We start from the raw sequence: 18,660 nt of genomic DNA, 5'->3' as shown, positions 1-18,660 counted from the left end.
TGTCGGAAGCTAGATGTTTTGATTCGTTTCCAAATTTTATTAAACTCAAAAATCGGTCATCCAACTTCTAGCTTCCAGCTTCCAAACTTAAATCTTATCTTTGTAAAAAAAATTATGGGAGTAGCAGATTTGTTATTTAAGAAGAAAAAAGAATTGGCAGAGAAAAACCTGAAAGATGGTCAGGATTATATGTTTGAATACGGTAAAAGAGAAAGTGTAGTGCAGTTACCAAGCGGATTGCAATACGAAATCATTACCGAAGGTGATGGTCCCAAACCAGGTCCGAAATCTACCGTAAAATGCCATTACCACGGTACAACAATTGCCGGAAAAGTTTTCGACAGTTCGGTAAAAAGAGGAACTCCAGCTTCTTTTCCGTTGAATAAAGTAATCAAAGGATGGACAGAAGCACTTCAGTTAATGCCTGTAGGAAGCAAATGGAGATTGATTATTCCACCGCATTTGGCTTATGGAGATCAGCAGATTAGCAAAGAAATCGGACCAAACTCTACTTTGGTATTTCAGGTAGAATTATTGGATATTAAATAATCCTGTTCTTAAAAATAAATTAAAATTCATCTGTTTTCAGGTGGATTTTTTTATTTGTGCTATCTTAGTAATAAGATTCATATTTCCTTTAATTGAATTTTTAATGAAAAAACTATACTCGATTTTTGCCGTTTTTATTTTGTTGACTTCCTGTGTTTCAAAGAAAAATCAGGTGATAAAACAGAATATTTTGACTTTGAGAGACAGCTATTGTAAGGCACCTTTCAAGTATAATTATGAAAATAAATTGCCTTCTTATAATTCAGATTCAATCATTGCAGCTAATCAGCAATTGAAAAGTACTTTTTCCGATCAAAGTATTTTGGTTTTAAATGCTTTGGATAATTTAGATGAAGTAAATGAAATTGTAAAACTGAAAAAAGATTCATCATTAAATTCTCAGGTAAAAGTTTTGCAATTAAAGATGAAAATCAACAGCAAAATTACAATTGCACTGACTGAATTGGATGCTGTTGCTGCAGAATTTGACTGTGAAGGTGAACGTGTTGCGCAAATTGGAAATTATGTTGATAATTTAAATGATTCCAGGAATAATAAACTCATTTTATACTCAATTGCAGCAGGAGCTGTCGCCTCAATTGCAGGCGGAATTGTAAAAGATGAGGGTTGGAGCAGTGCAATTGATATTACCGGAGGTGCTTTGGGAGCCGGTTTTGGTTTGGCAACCTTAAATCCGAAAGGTAAAAAAGTTGAATTTATACATCAAAGAAATTTATTGCGAGATATCTGGAACGAAAGACTGGAATCTCCCAATTTTCCGCCCTTTATTTGGTATATGTACACCGAAAAAAGATTTTCAAACAAAGAACAGCATTCTATTATTTCAAGCATGAAACAACGATGGTTGCATTATCAGTTTGATGATGATCAGAATAAAGCCGATCAGTCGGTTATTTTCAAAGATGGAGGTCTTTATAGAGCAGATGATCTTCACAATCGTGCGGCAATGCTTAATCAGATGCAGTCGGCAACGCGCACAATTAATCAGATCATTAATTATTTGTTGTTAGATTTAGATAAATTGATCTTATAATTTTGAATACTAAATGTTTGAATGTCTAAATTTGCTTTGATCTACTTAAAAGAATGTCGGAATTAAGAAAAATAAGAGAGAGACAAAATCTTACTCAGGAAGAATTAGCTGAAAAATCAGGAATTTCGGTAAGAACTATTCAAAGAATTGAAGCAGGTACAATTCCGAAAGGTTATACACTAAAAACGTTGGCCGCAAGTCTTGATGTTTCTGAAAAAGATCTATTGATTTCTGAGACGATAAAAGAAGAGATTAAAGTTGATGAACCTATTATTGTAACAGAAAATGACGATTCTTTTAACTCCGGTTTAGTCAAAATAATCAATCTTTCCACACTTCCATTGGCATGGCTTCCGATTGCTAATTTTTTGCCGCCATTATTGATTATGCTTTTTACAAAAAATAAATCACAAATTGTAAAACAGATTATCTCACTTCAAATATTTTTAGCGATCATTTTGCCTATCATTTTTATGTTAATTGTGCTCTTAAAATTAGGTCGGGAATCTGTTATGATAACGATGACCTTCTTAATTTTGGCAAATGTTTACATTATTTTGAGAAACACTTACGAAATTGATAAGAGACAAAGTCTTCGTTATAAGTTGAATTTCAACATCATATAAATGTGACAGATGATTGTCGGGTTTTTGTCGGGTTCTTTTTTTGATTTAAAAACAGTTTATTCTGAATCTTTGTCAAAAATTAATCAATGCCTAAAAAACTTAAGATCAGCATTTTTATTCTCTACTTTTTCTTCGGAAATTTCAATGCACAAATCGATAAAAATTCGCCATTATTTTTAGAATTAAAGAAACAGGATAGTCTTTTTTTTGAACGAGGTTTTAATAATTGTGACCTTACGTATCTTAAAAAATCAGTAGATGAGAATCTAAAATTCTATCATGATAATGGAGGCTTTCAGGACAAGAAATTGTTTCTCGAAAGAACAAAACAAAATATCTGTTCAAATCCCAATCAAAAACCAATTCGTAAGGTCATTGAAAGTAGTTTGGAAGTTTTTCCATTATACAATAACGGCGAATTGTATGGTGCGATACAGTCCGGAGAACATCAGTTTTTTATCCGTGAAAAAAATAAACAAGATGCATTAGGCGGGCAGGCAAAATTTACAACAGTCTGGACAAAAAAAGAAGGTAATTGGATTATGAGTGATATTTTAAGTTATGATCACGGAGACCCAGGCCAATCAAAACTTACCGATAATTTGGAGCAATTGTTGAAAAATAATAACATCCCAACTTTAGGTTTAGGAATTATCGAGAATGGAAAGTTGACAGAAATAAAAGTTTATGGAAAACTAAATGATAAAACATCGGCTTCTTACAATAGTCTTTTTAATGTTGCTTCTTTAACCAAACCAGTTACTGCAATAACGGTTTTACGCTTGGTAAGTCTTGGTAAATGGAATCTTGATGAGCCACTAGATAAATACTTTATTGATCCTGATATTGCTAAAGATCCAAGACATAAAAAATTGACGACAAGATTAATTTTAAGCCATCAAACAGGTTTTCCGAATTGGAGATGGATGAATAATGATAAAAAACTTCGTTTTGAGTTTGATCCGGGAACAAAATATCAATATTCGGGTGAAGGTTTTGAGTATCTGAGAAAAGCCCTGGAAAATAAATTTCACAAAAGTCTTGAAGAATTAGCAAAAGAACTTGTTTTTCAGCCTTTAGATATGAAAGATACAAGTTATATCTGGAATGAAAAGAAATATTCTGAGAGAGTGGTACTTGGTTACAATAACTCCGGAAATCCGTATGAAATTGTAAAAAATAAAACTCCAAATGCAGCCGATGACTTAGTAACTTCTGTAGAAGATTACGGGAAATTTTTAGTTGCTGTTTTGAATAATGATTTTTTGACAACAAAAACTGCCGAAGAAATGAAAACCAAACAGACTGAAACTAAAAAAGACAAGTTTTTCGGTTTAGGATTTGAAATTTACGATCTTGGAAATAACGAAATTGCATTGTCTCATGGTGGTTCTGATAAAGGAGTAAATACTATTGTTTTTCTTTTACCAAAAACAAAAAAAGGATTGATCATTTTTACGAATGTTGAAAATGGATATAAAATTTATGAACCTCTTGTTAATCATTACTTTGGAAATGTAGGAAAGAAAATCATTTCAATTGAAACAAAATAAGTTTAACGAAATTTAATTGTAATTAATTTTGTTACAATTGAAATATTTGTATCTTTGCAGAGTAATTATGAACAATACCAGATTTGCTACGGCGATACATATCATGACTTTGTTGTCAAAATTTCCTCAGGAGTGGCTTACTTCTGATTGGCTTGCCGGAAGTATTAATGTAAATCCTGTTATTATTCGTAAAGAAATTGGTGTTTTAAAAGAAGCAGGATTAATTGTTAGTAGAAAAGGAAAAGAAGGTGGAAGCCAGTTGGGAAGAGACGCTTCCAACATAAGTATTTCTGAAATTTATTCAGCAGTGAAAAATTCAGAAGTTTTAGGTAAGAAAAATAATAATCCTAACCCGGCTTGTCCCATTGGGAAAAATATCAATACACATTTAGGACAACTTTTTACAGAGACTGATGCGTTAGTCTGTCAATTTTTAGGAGATAAATCTTTACAAGAATTTACAGAATATTTCGATTAAAAATTTTTGACCAAAAATGTAACAAAATTTATTACAATTAATTTAAATAAAAATATTATGAAAAAAGTAGCGGTAATCGGTGCAACAGGTTTTGTGGGAACACAAGTAGTAAAAGAATTAGCAAACAGAGGTTTTGAAGTAGAAGCTATTGTAAGAGATGCATCTAAAGTAAACGAAACTGAAAACGTAAAAGCAAAAAGCGTTGATGTAAACAATGTAGATGATTTGGCCGAAGCTTTGAAAGGAAATGATGCGGTAATCAGCAGTTTTAATGCGGGTTGGACGAACCCAAATCTTTATAACGATTTCCTAAATGGTTCAATCAATATCGAAAAAGCAGTTGAAAAATCGGGCGTGAAAAGATTTATTACAGTTGGTGGTGCAGGAAGTTTATTTATCGATGGAAATCAATTGGTTGATGGACCAGATTTTCCGGCAGACATCAAGCCAGGAGCAACTGCAGCAAGAGATTATTTAAATAAAATCAAAGAAAATACAACTTTAGACTGGACTTTTTTCAGCCCCGCAATCGAAATGCATCCAGGAACAGCAGGAATCAGAACCGGAAAATATAGAACCGCTCTTGAAAATCCTGTATTCAATGAAGAGGGGAGAAGTGTACTTTCTGTAGAAGATGTCGCTGTTGTTTTGGTTGATGAATTGGAGCAAAACAATCACATCCGAGAAAGATTCACCGCAGCTTATTAATTATTTTGAAAATCCCGAAGGGACGACTTAACAAAGCATCGGATAAAATCCGATGAAAACCGATTCAACAGATCAAAAAAGCTTCGGCGACACCAAAGGTGCCGCCGAAGCTTTTTTGATACAAATAATTTATTTACAAATTCATAAACAACTTCGGATTAACCGGAGCATTGTTTTTATGCACTTCATAATGCAAATGCGGTCCCGTAGAACGTCCTGAATTCCCTGATTTTGCAATCACTTGTCCAACTTTTACTTTCTCATTGGTTTTTGCAACCAATTGTGAAAGATGACCGTAAAGTGTTGCCAATCCATTTCCGTGAGATACAATGACGCAGTTTCCATAACCGCCTTTCTGTCCTGAGAAAATCACAGTTCCGGCGGCAGTTGCTATAACATCAGATCCAAAAGGAACGGCAATATCCAAACCTTTGTGAAATTGCATTTGATCAGCTTCTGCAGGAGCATTATTCTTTTCTGCCGGAGTTTTAGAAGCAGCTACATTTTTAGTTGTAGAGTTTGTTGGAGAAGGAGAAGCTGCACTTGCTGCTTTTGGAGTTACCATCACCTTTATTTCTCTCTTATTGCCGTAACTGTCGGTTACTTCTACAATTTTTTCTACCGGTTCAGCTTTTACTTCAGGTTTTGGAGTTGCTGCAACGGCGGTAGGAGTTGCTGCAATTGGTTTTACAGATGCATAAACAGTTTTAAAAGGAATTGGGTTTTTTCTAATTCCAAAGTTGGATGAAATATACCCTTCAGTAGGCATTCCTAGAGGAACCTGCATTAATTTTTTCTGCAAGTCCATCAGATATTGGCTGTATCTGTTTGATTGTTTTGCCAGATAAACTGAGTTTGAAATACTGTCGTTATCAAGAACCATTAGTTTTTCGCTCTTAATATCTTTTGATTTTAGAAAAGAATTCAGTTGAGAAACCGTTTGATCTACCAAGCCAAGATCTGTTTTCATTTTCAGATAATCAACGCTGTCTTTTTCTGTATTTATTTTTACCAAATTTACTTCATAGTTTTTGTCATCTTTCTCAGAAAACAATTTGGCAATGAAAATACTTTGTGCAAAAACGACCAGTGAAAGCCCTCCAATTAGAACTGTTACTTTCTTTTTGCTGCCTAAAAATTTCTTCATTTTTCTTTCTCTTAGAATTTAAAAAGGTTTTAAGGGTGCAAATTTAGGTAAAAATAAACTTTCGACCTTATTCTTAACAAAAATTTAGAAAATATTGTAATAAACGTATTTTTAGATATTTAATTGTGCGAGAGTGTTAAATTTTTCAAAAAGTGATTCATGTTGGGTGATATAAAGTTTCGATATTTCTCGGTTTTAATATATTTGCAAATCACATTTCAATTATGGCGAAAAAGAAAAACAACTCAGAATCTTCTACTTCTAAAAAAACCAAAAATGACGTTGCAGTTGGCGTTGTTGGTAGCGGAAGTTTTGCAACAGCAATTGTAAAAATGCTTGTTGAAAATTGCAAAACCGTGCATTGGTGTGTTAGAAATGAGTTTGTAAAAGGAGCAATTGAACTGCGTGGGCACAATCCTACTTATCTTACGGCAGTTAATTTCAATCTTAAAAATTTAAAATTAACAACTGATGTCAACGAGTTGGTGACAGCTTGTGATGTTGTTGTCTTGGCAACTCCATCTATTTATCTTTCAGATACTTTAGATAAAATGACTTGTGAGTATAAAGACAAAATCTTCGTTTCGGCAATTAAAGGGATTATTCCGAAAGTGAACGATGTTGTGGCACATTATCTGAAAGAAGAATTCCAGATAGGATTCAGAAATCAGGCGGTTATTGCAGGACCGTGTCACGCTGAAGAAGTTGCAATGGAAAGACTTTCTTATCTTACGGTGGCAACGGTGGAAGACGAAGTTTCTGAAAAACTGGTTAATATTTTCAATTCAGATTTTATCAAAGTAAATTCCAGCAAAGATATTTTAGGAAACGAATACAGTGCTATCCTTAAAAATATTTTTGCAATCGGAGCGGGTATTGCAAGCGGTTTGGGTTACGGTGATAACTTTACGGCAGTTTTTGTATCGAATGCGATTAGAGAGATGGAAACTTTCCTTGAAGCGATTTATGAGGCTCCTAGAGATGTTAACGAAAGTGCTTATTTGGGAGATTTATTGGTTACAGCATATTCTTTGTTTTCAAGAAACAGAAATTTAGGAAATCTTATCGGAAAAGGATATACCGTGAAATCTGCAATTCAGTCGATGAACATGGTTGCAGAAGGATATTACGCTGCAGATTCTATTTATAAAACAGCAAAACAGAAAAAACTGGAATTACCGATTATTGATACGGTTTATACAATTTTGTATGAAGGCAAAAATGCTGAAAAACAATTTAGAAAACTAACGGCAAAGCTGAACTAGAATTAATTTCCTTTAAAAATATATAGAAGCATCAGTGATTTTCATTGATGCTTTTTTATTGAATATATCGATTCTATTATTTAAAATTGATAATTTCCATCGTCTTCGCTGGGTTGGTAAAAATTTTGTTTTCGGCACAGAATTAAATAGTTAAATCTTATTTTAATCTAAAACTTTTCCCGAAATTCGTATTAAAATTCACACAATGCCACATTCAATTACTAATAGAACGCCTAAGCCAAAATATGATATTGTGCTTATAGGAGGCGGAATTATGAGTGTTACTTTAGCCACTTTACTTCACGAGTTTGATCCCAATTTAGATATTGCTATTTTCGAAAGACTGGGAAGATTTGCCAAAGAAAGTACCGCTGCATGGAACAACGCAGGAACGGGTCACTCTGCATTTTGTGAACTCAATTATACACCCGAAAAAGAAGACGGAAGTATAGATATTTCAAAAGCTGAAAAAATTGCAGAACAATTTGAGATTTCAAAACAGTTTTGGTCTTATTTGGTTGACAAAAAATACATTCAGAATCCTCAGGAATTTATTAATTCTTGCGCTCACATGAGTTTGGTTTTTGGTGAAAAAGATGCAGAATATCTTAAAAAAAGACACGAAGCAATGAAAAATTCACCTCTGTTTTCAGAAATGGAATTTTCTACCGATCATGATATTTTGAGAAAATGGATTCCTTTGGTGATGAGCAAAAGAAACCAATCTGAAGTTTTGGCAGCTACTAAAATGAATATCGGAACCGATGTCAATTTTGGGACATTGACCCGAAAAATGGGACGCCATCTTGTAGAAGATTCTCATGTAGAAGTTTTTTTGTATCACGAAGTAAAAGACATCGATCCCAAAGAAAACGGAAAATGGGAAATGAAAGTAAAAGATCGCATCAACAATCATAAACAGGAAGTTGTTGCAGATTTTGTTTTTATTGGAGCAGGAGGTTATGCATTGCCTTTGCTCGACAGTTCAGATATCAAAGAAAGTGCAGGTTACGGAGGTTTTCCGGTTTCCGGAGAATGGTTGGTTAGTCATAATCAGGAATTGGTAGAAAAACATCATGCAAAAGTTTACACTCAAGCGACAGTTGATGCACCGCCAATGTCTGTTCCGCATTTAGATTTAAGAATTATTGATGGTAAAAAAGCGTTGCTTTTTGGTCCTTTTGCGGGTTTTTCAACAAAATTTTTGAAAGAAGGAAGCTATCTCGATTTACCTGAAAGTGTGAATACCAAAAATCTCCGTTCATTATTTGGAGCTTGGTGGCATAATATTCCTTTAACGAAATATCTAATTCAGCAGGTTGCAATGACAAAAGCTCAGAGAATGCAGCATTTGAGAGAGTTTGTGAAAGATGCAAAAGAAGAAGACTGGGAACTGAAAGTTGCCGGACAACGTGTTCAGATCATCAAAAAAGATGATAAATTAGGTGGTAAATTAGAATTCGGAACTGAGGTTGTCGTTAATGATAAAGGGACGATTGCTTCACTTTTAGGAGCATCTCCGGGAGCATCAACTGCGGTTTTTGCGATGTTGAATGTTTTAGAAAAATGTTTTCCTGAAAAATTAAAAGGAGAATGGAAAGATAAATTGTTGGAAATGATCCCGTCATACGGACAAAAATTATCCGAAAATCCTGAACTGGCAAAAAGAATGAGAGCTCACAGCAAAGAAAAATTAGAGCTTAAGCATTAAATATAAGTGATAAGTAATGGGTAATAAGTAATTTTGTAAAGTTGCTTATTACCCATTATCAATTAATCATTACTCATACCAAGATGGAAGTTATTTCAAAACCGATTATTGCAAAGGAAATCCTTGAAGCTCTTCAGACAAAAATTGAAGAAGAAAAGCAGGTGATTGTACATTGCTGTTTTCCTGCGTCACCGTTTTTGGGAAATTTGATCAGAATTTGGAATACTACTTACCTTGTTGATAATAGTTCCAGCCATAAAAGTAAACTGATTCACGCTGAAAATATTACGATTTATCCGAACTGGACGGTTGTTCCGTTTATGAAAGATTTCTGGTTTACATTAGTGTTTTCTGGTTTGCCAAAAGATTGCAAAAGCTTTGATTTTAAAGAAATAATTCCTGAAGAAGGTGGTTTTTTTGTGAAATCAATTAAAAGAAATTCATCAGATATTTACCGGATAAAAATTTCGGAGTAATTTTTATTAAATCTAAAATGAAGAAAATTATATTAATTCTTATAGCTGTCTTTCCACTTTTCGTGTTTTCTCAAAAAAAGAAAAAAACAAAGCATGCAGTACCTATAATCAAACCAATGATTTGTACTGAAAAAGATATTTTTGGATATTTAATGATAAGAGAAATAAAAAAGTTTCAAACAGATTTAAATAAAGAATACCTCGACAAGAAAGAAACACCTTTGCGAGGAGATAATTATACAAATTTTAAACAACATCCTTTCTTTCCTATTGACTTAAAATACCGCGTAATTGCTGATTTCGTTAAAAATGAAAACCCTGAACCTTTTGATCTACCCACTTCTTCAGGAAAATCGAAGTCATATCAGGAATACGGGAAGGCCCACTTTACGATTGACGGAAAATCTTATACTTTAACGATCTATCAAAGTTTAGATCTGATGAAAATGGAAAAATATAAGGATCATCTTTTCTTGCCTTTTCGTGATGAAACCAATCAAAAACAAACTTACGGCGGAGGAAAATACATGGATTTAAAAATCCCGAAAGGCAACACGATTGTGTTAGATTTTAATCAGTCTTATCAACCTTTCTGTGCCTATAATGCTTATGATTACAATTGCCCGATTGTTCCTGAAGAAAATAAGCTTCCGGTAGAAATAAAAGCGGGCGTAATGTACAACGATATTTATCATCATTAAATTATGATTGATTTACAGTTTTTTAAACCGAAAGATTTATCTGAATTAAATTATGAGCTTGATGAAATTCAGGCGCAGTTTTCAGCTTTGCCAAACCAAGCTTTGGAAAGAATTGAAGCAAGAAATCAAAATGATGATTTTTTTGCCTATCCGATTACTATTTTTTCTGATGAAAAAGCGGCTGGTTTTTGTGTTTTAGATTTTGGTGATGATAAATTAGAATTAACTGATAATCACAATTCGGTTTTACTTCGGTCATTGTCTATAAATCCTGAATTTCAGGGAAAAGGAGTCGGTAAATCTGTGATGATTGTTCTGGATGATTTTATTAAAGAACATTTTAAAGATTGTAATGAAATTGTTTTATCAGTGAATGAAAGAAATGATTTGGCTTTTCAAATTTATACGAAAAAAGGATATGTTTATGCCGGTAAAAAAATAGACGGAAGAAGCGGGCCTCAGTTTGTGATGTCTAAAATTTTAGATTAATTTAAAAATCAAACAGTCAGTTTGGCGTGATACTTTCAATTGATTTTAAACATCATTAAAATCAAAATATGGAAGTTTTATTAAGAAATCAGGTTGCCATTGTTACAGGCGCATCAAGCGGAATCGGAACCGGAATTGCAAAATCTCTTGCTTCAGCCGGGGCAACAGTTATCATCAATCATTCATCTGAAAAATCTAAAGATGAAGCCCAAAAAGTTTTAGGCGAAATTCAGAAAAACGGCGGAAACGGAATGGTTTACCAATGCGATGTTTCTAAAGAAGATCAGGTGGTAAAAATGTTTTCAGATGTAATTTCAGAATACGGAACCGTTGATATTCTGGTTAATAATGCCGGAATTCAGAAAGATGCCAAATTTATCGATATGACTTTGGAAGAGTGGGATACTGTAATGGGCGTGAATTTGCGTGGTCATTTTTTGTGTTCAAGAGAAGCTGTTAAAGAATTTCTCCGCCGGGGAATCGATACAACCCGTTCTGTTGCTTGCGGAAAAATCATTCATATAAGTTCGGTTCACGAAATTATCCCTTGGGCGGGTCACGCAAATTATGCAGCAAGTAAAGGTGCCATAAAAATGCTGATGCAGACTTTGGCTCAGGAACACGGCGCAGATAAAATCAGAGTTAATTCTATTTGTCCGGGAGCAATTCAAACGCCGATTAATAAAGATGCATGGGAAACTCCGGAAGCGATGAATGATTTAATGAAGTTAATTCCATATAACAGAATTGGTCAACCTGAAGATGTTGGAAATTTGGCAGCATTTTTAGCGAGTGATTTGGCCGATTATATTTCCGGAACGAGTATTTTCATCGATGGAGGCATGACAAGTCTGGAAAGTTTTTCAAACGGCGGATAATTTATTCGAAAATCTGCTGGATAATTTCAAGTGAATTAGGCGTTTTAAAATCGGTAATGTGGTAATGATAATAAACCAGCACACTGTCTAAAAAGGTTTTTCTCATAGCTTGCGGAATTTTTATTTGATAAGGATTCTGAGAGGATAAAATCAATTTCCATAGCTGAGAATTTTCACTGTCGAAAAAATGATGAGTTCCTATATTGGAGAATGTTCCTGTTTCGGGATCCAAATAATTTCCATCTCCTAAGAGTGGTGCAACACCCTGAATTTTTAAAATTTTAATTAAAAGAATAAGATGAGAACGGTAATTTTGCTGACTGAGTTCAAAAATAAATTCATCAATCGTGTGAAAGATGATCTGATTTTGATTCTCATTTCTTAAAATCTGATTCAAAAAATCTGCAATAAAAAATATAACCGTATTGGCTTTGATGTCTGTATAAACATCATTTACCTCCGTAATTTCAAATTTTGAAATAGTTTGAATTCCGCTGTTTTTTCCTGCATTAACAGAAAAATTAAGCTTGTTCAATGGAAGTAAAAACGCCTTTTTCTTATTTTTTTTGCTGTAAATTCCTTTCAGAAAATAAGTTTGAAAACCATCTTCTTCGGTGAAACAATGGAGAACTGCGTCGTTTTCTCCATATTTGATGTATGAAAGTAAAAATCCGTCTTGTGAAGTCATTAATTAACTACCGCTATTTTTGCTGTAGCTTTATCTGAGCCGTCTTCGTTGGTCATCAAAACAAAATAAATTCCTGAAGCAACTCTTTTTCCTTTCTGGTTATTAAGATTCCATTCGTAATATCCGGTTCTTGCAACGGCAGAATGTACAAGATTTCCAGCTGCATCAGTAATTCTGATGTTTGTTTTTTCAGCCAAACCTTTGATGGTTACATTGCCTTTAAACTGAGAATAAACCACAGGATTCGGATAAACCAAAACATTTCCAAAGTCTTTAGTTACATCTGCAACATCACCTTGGTAAGTAACGATTCCGTCAAAAGTCACAAAATAAACTTTGCCTGTTTTTTTATCAACTTTAATATCGGTAACAGTATTCGTTGGGAGCGGAGAATTATCTTTATTGAAAAATTTTATAGTTTTTTCTCCGTCAGCAGATAAATAATAAACACCTCCGTCTTCTACAGATACCCATTTCTGGTTTCCGCCATCTACTTCGATATGTAAAATAGTAGCATCTCTGAAAAGTTCTTCGGCAAGTCCGCCTTGTTCGATGACAATAGCTTCAAATTGAGGGTCGTTTTTAATTTCGGTTGCTGCATTGGGTAAAATTCTTATTCCGTCTTCAGTACCTAGCCAAGCATCTCCTGATTTATCCATTGCAAAAGAAATTGTATTTGCAGGAATATTGTTTGATTGATCTAAATAATATTGTGTATCATCAGAAAGACTCGCTGTTTTTTTGGTGTCGTAAACTAAGAAATTAACTGTTCTTGGGATAGGAATCCACAATAAATCATTACTGAAAACAGGATATTGAATCCCGGTACTAACGTTTAAATCTTTTAATAAAAAATTATCTGTTGCTCTGTCATAAAAAGCTAATGCTGCAGTTGGTCCGGAATATGCAATAGATGCAATAATGTTATTCTGATCATCTGAAGTAAAGCCCACAGGTCTTCTTCCATAACCATTGGGTGCACCTAAGTCATAACGTTTTACAAAGTCAAAATCTTTAGAAGTTGAATTGTATTTCATTTTATAAATCCCATGACCTCCAAAATTATTAGTGTAATAATTCGAAAAATATACTTCTGAAGTATTTGCTGGGTCTGGAAAAGCATCTACAACATTGAAACCTATAGTTGTTCCAACAAAAATAGAAGGATAAACCCATTCAGTTCCAGTAAAATAATAAAAACCCGGATTTTTTGAATTAACTTGAGTTTCATTATATCCGTTTGCTCTAATTCCTGTAGAAACTAAAAGCTGATTATCATTAAATAATCTTATTTTGTAAGAATCATTGAAATAGGGGCCATCTGGTTTGTAGGATATATTATCATCGGTTTTAACTCCGGAAAGTTTAGTTCCGCCATATACTTTTGAGCCAATTGTTGTTGCCGTATTGCAAGCTTCTCCCACACTTGTGCTACCACCAAAATTTCCATTTGTATTATAAGTGTAAATTCTGCTGCCGTCTGTAATGATGATATTGTTTGAATTTACAACCACATCATTAATCCCACCAAAAGTTTGTGCAATGGGAGTTGATGTTCCGCTATCGTAAATGTAAGTTGCAGTAGCAGATGAAAAAGCTAAAACAGATTCTGAATCAATATTTGTAAAGTTTCCGGGCATTTCTGTAGCCCAGGTTGTAAACACAGGAAAAGTAGTATTCATTTCATGGGTTTTCAATCCGGTATTGGTTACTGAAAAAACTTTATTTCCTAAAATAGTCGCTTCATTACTGGCTTGAAAAACACCTCCGTTAATAAAGAAAGCAGAGTCAGCAAATTCTTTCTTTTTTAAATCAAAAATAGAAACTCCATAACCTACAGAAACAACTGCTTTATCTCCTGTAATAGAAATGTGATTGATTTTTTTGCTTCCATTGTATCCCGTTGCAATTGGGATATCTACAACATACGTTACGCCTTGTGGAGTAATAATGTCTAAGGCTCCGTTTTGATATCCAACTAAACCTATTTTTGTTTGTGGATTGTAATCAAAAGCAGAAATTTTCACATCATGAAGACCATTAGCCTTTGATAACTTGGTAATTTCTCCTGAAGAAATTGTATAATAAAAAATCCCGTTTTCTGTGGCGGCAACGATTTTTCCGTTATCTTCTTTCATCGCCAGAACATTGTTGTAAGAGAACAGGTCTGCCCATTTTTTTGAAGAAATATTCTGCGCATTTACAAACTGCAACGCTGCGAAAATACCAAAAGAAAGTAATGAGATTTTTTTCATATTATACTGTTATGCTGCTGTCGATTGCCTGATTATTCCAGGAAATCTGTTTTATATTTTTGTTTGAATCAAAAAAGAAATCTATTCTGCCTAAAAGAAGACCTGCCCAACCTACTTGGTTTACCAACACGTTTTTCCCCTGTCTGTTTTTAAAGGTTTGAGGTTCCGGTAGAAAAGTATGAGTGTGACCTCCCAAAATTAAGTCAATATTTTCTGTTTTTGAGGCTAAAATTTTATCACTTATTTTTTCGGGTTCATCTTTGTAATCATATCCGATGTGAGAAAGACAAATCACAAGGTCGCATTTTTTCTCATTTTTTAGAAAATTAGAATAATGTTGCGCCACATCAATAGGATCAGACCAAATGGTTTCTCCGTACTGTTTCTTCCCAACCAAACCATCCAACTGAATGCCTACCCCGAAAATTCCGACTTTGATGCCGTTTTTGTTGAATATTTTATACTGCGAAGTTTTTCCGTCGAGAATTGTGTTTTTAAAATCATAATTCGAACAGATAAATGGAAACTCTGCATTAGGCAAAACCTTTAGAAAACCATCTAAACCATTGTCGAAATCATGATTTCCCATCGTTGATGCATCATATTTCATCATCGACATCAGTTTAAACTCCAGTTCACCTCCGAAAAAGTTAAAATACGGTGTTCCCTGAAAAATATCACCAGAATCCAGCAACAAAAGATTGCTTTCTTCGCTTCTTATTTTTTGTATTAAACTTGCTCTTCTCGCAAAACCACCCTGATTAGGATTTTTGGTATAGCTTTCGTCAAAAGGTTCAATTCTGCTGTGTTGATCGTTGGTATGAAGAATCGTTAATTTGTGAGCAGATTTGAATGAATTTAAACTCAATTCTTCCGCCATCATCAAATTGGGAGCTAAAGACATTGCTAAAGTTCCGCCACCTATTGTTTTTAAAAAACTCTTTCTATTCATTATTTCTTCCCAATAAAATTTAAACGAATATCTTCCTTCGGATTGATTTCAGCATTTTTCTTAAAATAATCAATAAATAAATCTCTCAATTTCATTCCTGTAGGAATTGATTCTCCTTTGCTGAAAAATTTCATATTATCACCTCCCAAAGCCAGATAATCAGACGTTGCAATATAATAATCCTGATTCGGATTTACCTCTTTTCCGTTGATTAAAGTTTTGGTTAATTGTCCGTTGTTGGTTTCTATATATAAATGAGAAACCGGATTATTTACCTGCGTTTTTGCATAGTAATCAAACAATCCCTGCAAATCTGAACCTTTCATTTTTACAATGATGACTTCATTTTCAAAAGGCATAACTTCGAAAACATTTTTCAGAAGAATGTCTCCTTTTCCAATCGTAGTACGAATTCCGCCGATATTGATTAAGGCAGCATCTACGTTTTTATTAAGATTGGCTTTTGTCCAAACATCTGCTCCGTCAAAAGTGTAGTCAGCTAAAAGGTTTCCCAAATTACTGTTGTCTCCTTCCTTGGTAAGATTTACTTGGGTATAAGAGATTTTTTGGTTCATCTCTTTGTTAAGTTTCAGAGTGTAAGGCTCGATAAATTTCGCAAAACCTTCATCGTCCTTCAGCTCTTTATTAATAGAAATGTTCTTCTGTGTCTGCACATTGGCAACCTGTAACGGTGTCGTTTTACAGGCTGTAAGTGATAACAAGGCAATTCCTAGCAATAAGAATTTATTTTGCATAATATCTTTAGTATATGCAAATATAATTATATGTATAATAAAATAGGATTAAATATTGTAAATTCTTGTATGAATTGATTAAATTTGGGGAAAATAATTCGAACAGATGAGCATTTTAAAAGGAGTAGGTGTTGCTTTGGTAACACCCTTTAATGAAGATTTATCCGTAGATTTCGAAAGTTTGACAAAACTTGTTGAGTACAACATCGAAAACGGAACCAACTATTTGGTAGTATTGGGAACTACAGCTGAAGCTGCTACACTTTCTTCAGACGAGAAGAAACAGGTAGTTGAGCACATCATTAAGGTGAATAATAAACGTCTTCCTTTGGTTTTAGGAATTGGCGGAAACAATACTCTTGAAGTCAAACAGCAAATCGAAGAAACTGATTTATCAGATTTTACGGCTGTTTTATCGGTGTCTCCTTATTATAATAAACCTAATCAGGAAGGGCTTTATCAGCATTATAAAATGTTGGCTTCTACCGGAAAGAATATTATCATTTATAACGTTCCTTCAAGAACTGGACAAAATGTAGAAGCTGAAACTACTTTGCGTTTGGCAAATGAATTCCCGAATTTATTCTTAATTAAAGAAGCTGCACCAAATATTCTTCAGTATTTTGATATTTTGAGAAAAAAACCTGAAGGTTTTAATTTGGTTTCTGGTGATGATGAATATACACTTCCTGTAACTTTAGCTGGTGGAAATGGTGTAATTTCTGTAATCGGGCAAGGTTATCCAAAAGAATTTTCTACAATGGTTCAGCTAGCTTTTGATAAAAAAGTGGATGAAGCTTATGAAATTCACAATAAATTAGTGGAGATCACAAGACTGATTTTTGCAGAAGGAAACCCTTGCGGAATTAAAGTTGTTTTGGCAGAAAAAGGATTGATCAAAAATTATTTGAGACTTCCATTGGTTCCTGCTTCAGAAGGGCTTTATGCGAAAATAAAAGCTGAAATGGCGAAAATATAATATTTTATTAAATATCAAAATTTACGCTCTGTTTGTCATGCTGAAAGCATCTTTACAATCTAGCTTAGATTCCTACGAAATGACAAACTTTGCGATAATAAGAGTGAAAAGTATAATGCTTTTCACTTTTTTAATCTAAAATTTTTAACACATGAGTCACATTAGTTTTTAGTTACCATGTTTGAAAACAGTTTAGAGCACCTTAGTTTTGAAAATCTTTGATTTTCTCTCTCTCATGTGTTCTGAAATATTTTCAAGACTAATTTAAATCTTTGTGACTTATGTGTCAAACACAATCTTATTACTAATGAAATTAATCAAAGCAACAGAAGAAAATATCCTTTTAATTCAGGATCTAGCCAAAAGATCTTGGGAAAATGCCTATGCAGAAATTTTATCTATTGAGCAGATGGAATACATGTTAAGCACAATGTATTCTCAATCTGAAATTTCAACTCATCTGAAAAATACTGATTATCATTATTATCTTGTTTTTGATGAAAACTCCAATGAATATGACGGATTTATTGGTTTTGAAAATCATTACGAAGAAAACACAACCAAGCTTCACCGAATTTATTTGGTTCCTGAAAGCAAAGGAAAAGGTTTAGGCAAAAAAACGCTTGAGTTTTTAAATAAAAAAACGTTAGAAAGTGGAGATAATAGAATTATTCTGAATGTCAATAAGCATAATTCAGCGAAGAAATTCTACGAATCTCAAGGCTATAAAGTATATGATGAAGGTGTTTTTGATATTGGAAATGGGTATGTGATGGACGATTATTTGATGGAATTTGTTCTGTAATTCTTATTCTTCAAAAATGTTTTTCGTTGTAAATTGGCTCAACTTTAAAACTCTTATAACATCATCTTTTTTGGAGGAAAGTATCGAATTTTTATGTTCTTCTTCAGGTTGTTTGTATACATTGGTTTTCTTATCCCAAAATAGATAATCAAAAAAATCTTTATCCCAATTTATTACAAATATCTTTGATTTTTCTACAGACTCAGAGATTTCAATTTTTTTGAAATCTACGGGTCTTGCTTTTATGATTGTTTTGCTTTCTGTTTCAATGAATATTGGTTTTTCATTTTGCAGATATATGATGAATTGTTGGTAACCGCCTACATTATCCTTTGAATAATCTACGATTTTGACTGTCTGGTCTCCCTTTTTGAAAACATCAATATTTTCATCTTGTCCATATTTCTTAACCTTAGCAATTTTATCCGAAGGAACTTTATAGATCGTTAAGCTCTCGTCATTATTTATATCCAAAACTTTTTTTTCAATTTCAGAAATAATATTTTTGTTTTGAGCATTAGTATTTATTGCTAGAATAAAGAAAAGGGCGGTTGAAAATATTTGCTTCATCATGGATGATTTTTTGGTTTA

Annotated in this window: 20 protein-coding genes; 14 read left to right on the top strand and 6 right to left on the bottom strand. The window is 33.4% G+C overall.

What is annotated here, in order from left to right; translation table 11 throughout:
• The first annotated feature begins 18 nt into the window (after window positions 1–18).
• The 6 genes from OEW74_RS15015 (at window position 19) to OEW74_RS14990 (ending at window position 4,968) form a co-directional block, all read left to right on the top strand.
• Window positions 19–549, top strand: a complete 531-nt coding sequence (locus OEW74_RS15015; RefSeq protein ID WP_265429246.1) for an FKBP-type peptidyl-prolyl cis-trans isomerase — start codon at window positions 19–21, stop codon at window positions 547–549.
• A gap of 103 nt (window positions 550–652) precedes the next feature.
• On the top strand, window positions 653–1,603 hold the full coding sequence (locus OEW74_RS15010; protein ID WP_265429245.1) for a hypothetical protein: 951 nt from the start codon (window positions 653–655) through the stop codon (window positions 1,601–1,603).
• A 53-nt stretch (window positions 1,604–1,656) separates the two neighbouring features.
• Window positions 1,657–2,229, top strand: coding sequence for a helix-turn-helix domain-containing protein (locus tag OEW74_RS15005; RefSeq protein WP_265429244.1), 573 nt, complete (start codon window positions 1,657–1,659; stop codon window positions 2,227–2,229).
• An 86-nt stretch (window positions 2,230–2,315) separates the two neighbouring features.
• On the top strand, window positions 2,316–3,782 hold the full coding sequence (locus OEW74_RS15000) for a class A beta-lactamase-related serine hydrolase (protein WP_265429243.1): 1,467 nt from the start codon (window positions 2,316–2,318) through the stop codon (window positions 3,780–3,782).
• A 67-nt stretch (window positions 3,783–3,849) separates the two neighbouring features.
• Entirely contained in the window at window positions 3,850–4,260 is a 411-nt protein-coding gene (locus OEW74_RS14995) for an Rrf2 family transcriptional regulator (protein WP_265429242.1), read from the top strand.
• Window positions 4,261–4,317: 57 nt separating this feature from the next.
• Window positions 4,318–4,968, top strand: a complete 651-nt coding sequence (locus OEW74_RS14990; RefSeq protein WP_265429241.1) for an NAD(P)-dependent oxidoreductase — start codon at window positions 4,318–4,320, stop codon at window positions 4,966–4,968.
• Between the two features lie 133 nt (window positions 4,969–5,101).
• Here OEW74_RS14990 and OEW74_RS14985 read toward each other — a convergent pair whose 3' ends face one another.
• On the bottom strand, window positions 5,102–6,115 hold the full coding sequence (locus OEW74_RS14985; protein WP_265429240.1) for a M23 family metallopeptidase: 1,014 nt from the start codon (window positions 6,113–6,115) through the stop codon (window positions 5,102–5,104).
• A 224-nt stretch (window positions 6,116–6,339) separates the two neighbouring features.
• On the opposite strand from OEW74_RS14985, the gene OEW74_RS14980 reads away from it, so the two are divergent.
• The 6 genes from OEW74_RS14980 (at window position 6,340) to OEW74_RS14955 (ending at window position 11,635) form a co-directional block, all read left to right on the top strand.
• Complete coding sequence (locus tag OEW74_RS14980) at window positions 6,340–7,380, top strand: NAD(P)H-dependent glycerol-3-phosphate dehydrogenase (RefSeq protein WP_265429239.1); 1,041 nt, start codon at window positions 6,340–6,342, stop codon at window positions 7,378–7,380.
• A gap of 205 nt (window positions 7,381–7,585) precedes the next feature.
• Window positions 7,586–9,091 (top strand): malate dehydrogenase (quinone), encoded by a 1,506-nt coding sequence (gene mqo, locus OEW74_RS14975; protein ID WP_265429238.1) that lies wholly within the window; start codon window positions 7,586–7,588, stop codon window positions 9,089–9,091.
• Window positions 9,092–9,174: 83 nt separating this feature from the next.
• The gene (locus OEW74_RS14970; RefSeq protein ID WP_074231781.1) at window positions 9,175–9,567 is read left to right on the top strand and encodes a hypothetical protein; all 393 of its coding nucleotides are present in this window, start codon (window positions 9,175–9,177) and stop codon (window positions 9,565–9,567) included.
• Between the two features lie 17 nt (window positions 9,568–9,584).
• Entirely contained in the window at window positions 9,585–10,268 is a 684-nt protein-coding gene (locus OEW74_RS14965) for a DUF1684 domain-containing protein (protein ID WP_265429237.1), read from the top strand.
• 3 nt (window positions 10,269–10,271) lie between these two features.
• The gene (locus OEW74_RS14960) at window positions 10,272–10,757 is read left to right on the top strand and encodes a GNAT family N-acetyltransferase (RefSeq protein ID WP_265429236.1); all 486 of its coding nucleotides are present in this window, start codon (window positions 10,272–10,274) and stop codon (window positions 10,755–10,757) included.
• Between the two features lie 68 nt (window positions 10,758–10,825).
• Complete coding sequence (locus OEW74_RS14955; protein ID WP_265429235.1) at window positions 10,826–11,635, top strand: glucose 1-dehydrogenase; 810 nt, start codon at window positions 10,826–10,828, stop codon at window positions 11,633–11,635.
• Window position 11,636: 1 nt separating this feature from the next.
• Here the strand turns inward: OEW74_RS14955 and recO are convergent, their stop codons facing one another.
• The 4 genes from recO to OEW74_RS14935 are packed head-to-tail and all read right to left on the bottom strand — an operon-like array spanning window position 11,637 to window position 16,285.
• Entirely contained in the window at window positions 11,637–12,323 is a 687-nt protein-coding gene (gene recO, locus OEW74_RS14950; protein ID WP_265429234.1) for a DNA repair protein RecO, read from the bottom strand.
• On the bottom strand, window positions 12,323–14,578 hold the full coding sequence (locus OEW74_RS14945; protein WP_265429233.1) for a hypothetical protein: 2,256 nt from the start codon (window positions 14,576–14,578) through the stop codon (window positions 12,323–12,325). Before OEW74_RS14945 ends, recO begins: the two co-directional genes overlap by 1 nt.
• 1 nt (window position 14,579) lies before the next feature.
• Entirely contained in the window at window positions 14,580–15,530 is a 951-nt protein-coding gene (locus tag OEW74_RS14940; RefSeq protein ID WP_265429232.1) for a bifunctional metallophosphatase/5'-nucleotidase, read from the bottom strand.
• A complete protein-coding gene (locus OEW74_RS14935; RefSeq protein WP_265429231.1) occupies window positions 15,530–16,285 on the bottom strand; it encodes a 5'-nucleotidase C-terminal domain-containing protein in 756 nt (251 codons plus the stop codon). The genes OEW74_RS14940 and OEW74_RS14935 overlap by 1 nt, the downstream gene beginning before the upstream one ends.
• 106 nt (window positions 16,286–16,391) lie before the next feature.
• Between OEW74_RS14935 and dapA the strand changes: the two genes are divergently transcribed.
• Both dapA and OEW74_RS14925 read left to right on the top strand, forming a co-directional pair.
• Window positions 16,392–17,264, top strand: coding sequence for a 4-hydroxy-tetrahydrodipicolinate synthase (dapA, locus tag OEW74_RS14930; RefSeq protein ID WP_265429230.1), 873 nt, complete (start codon window positions 16,392–16,394; stop codon window positions 17,262–17,264).
• A 307-nt stretch (window positions 17,265–17,571) separates the two neighbouring features.
• Window positions 17,572–18,069 carry a GNAT family N-acetyltransferase gene (locus tag OEW74_RS14925; protein WP_265429229.1) on the top strand — a complete coding sequence of 166 codons (498 nt, stop codon included), beginning with the start codon at window positions 17,572–17,574 and terminating at the stop codon, window positions 18,067–18,069.
• Between the two features lie 3 nt (window positions 18,070–18,072).
• Here OEW74_RS14925 and OEW74_RS14920 read toward each other — a convergent pair whose 3' ends face one another.
• On the bottom strand, window positions 18,073–18,639 hold the full coding sequence (locus OEW74_RS14920; RefSeq protein WP_265429228.1) for a hypothetical protein: 567 nt from the start codon (window positions 18,637–18,639) through the stop codon (window positions 18,073–18,075).
• Window positions 18,640–18,660: the final 21 nt, after the last annotated feature.

The organism is Chryseobacterium sp. YIM B08800, from assembly GCF_026163565.1.
Lineage (GTDB): Bacteria > Bacteroidota > Bacteroidia > Flavobacteriales > Weeksellaceae > Chryseobacterium.
This window is presented reverse-complemented; position numbering and strand designations above follow the sequence as displayed.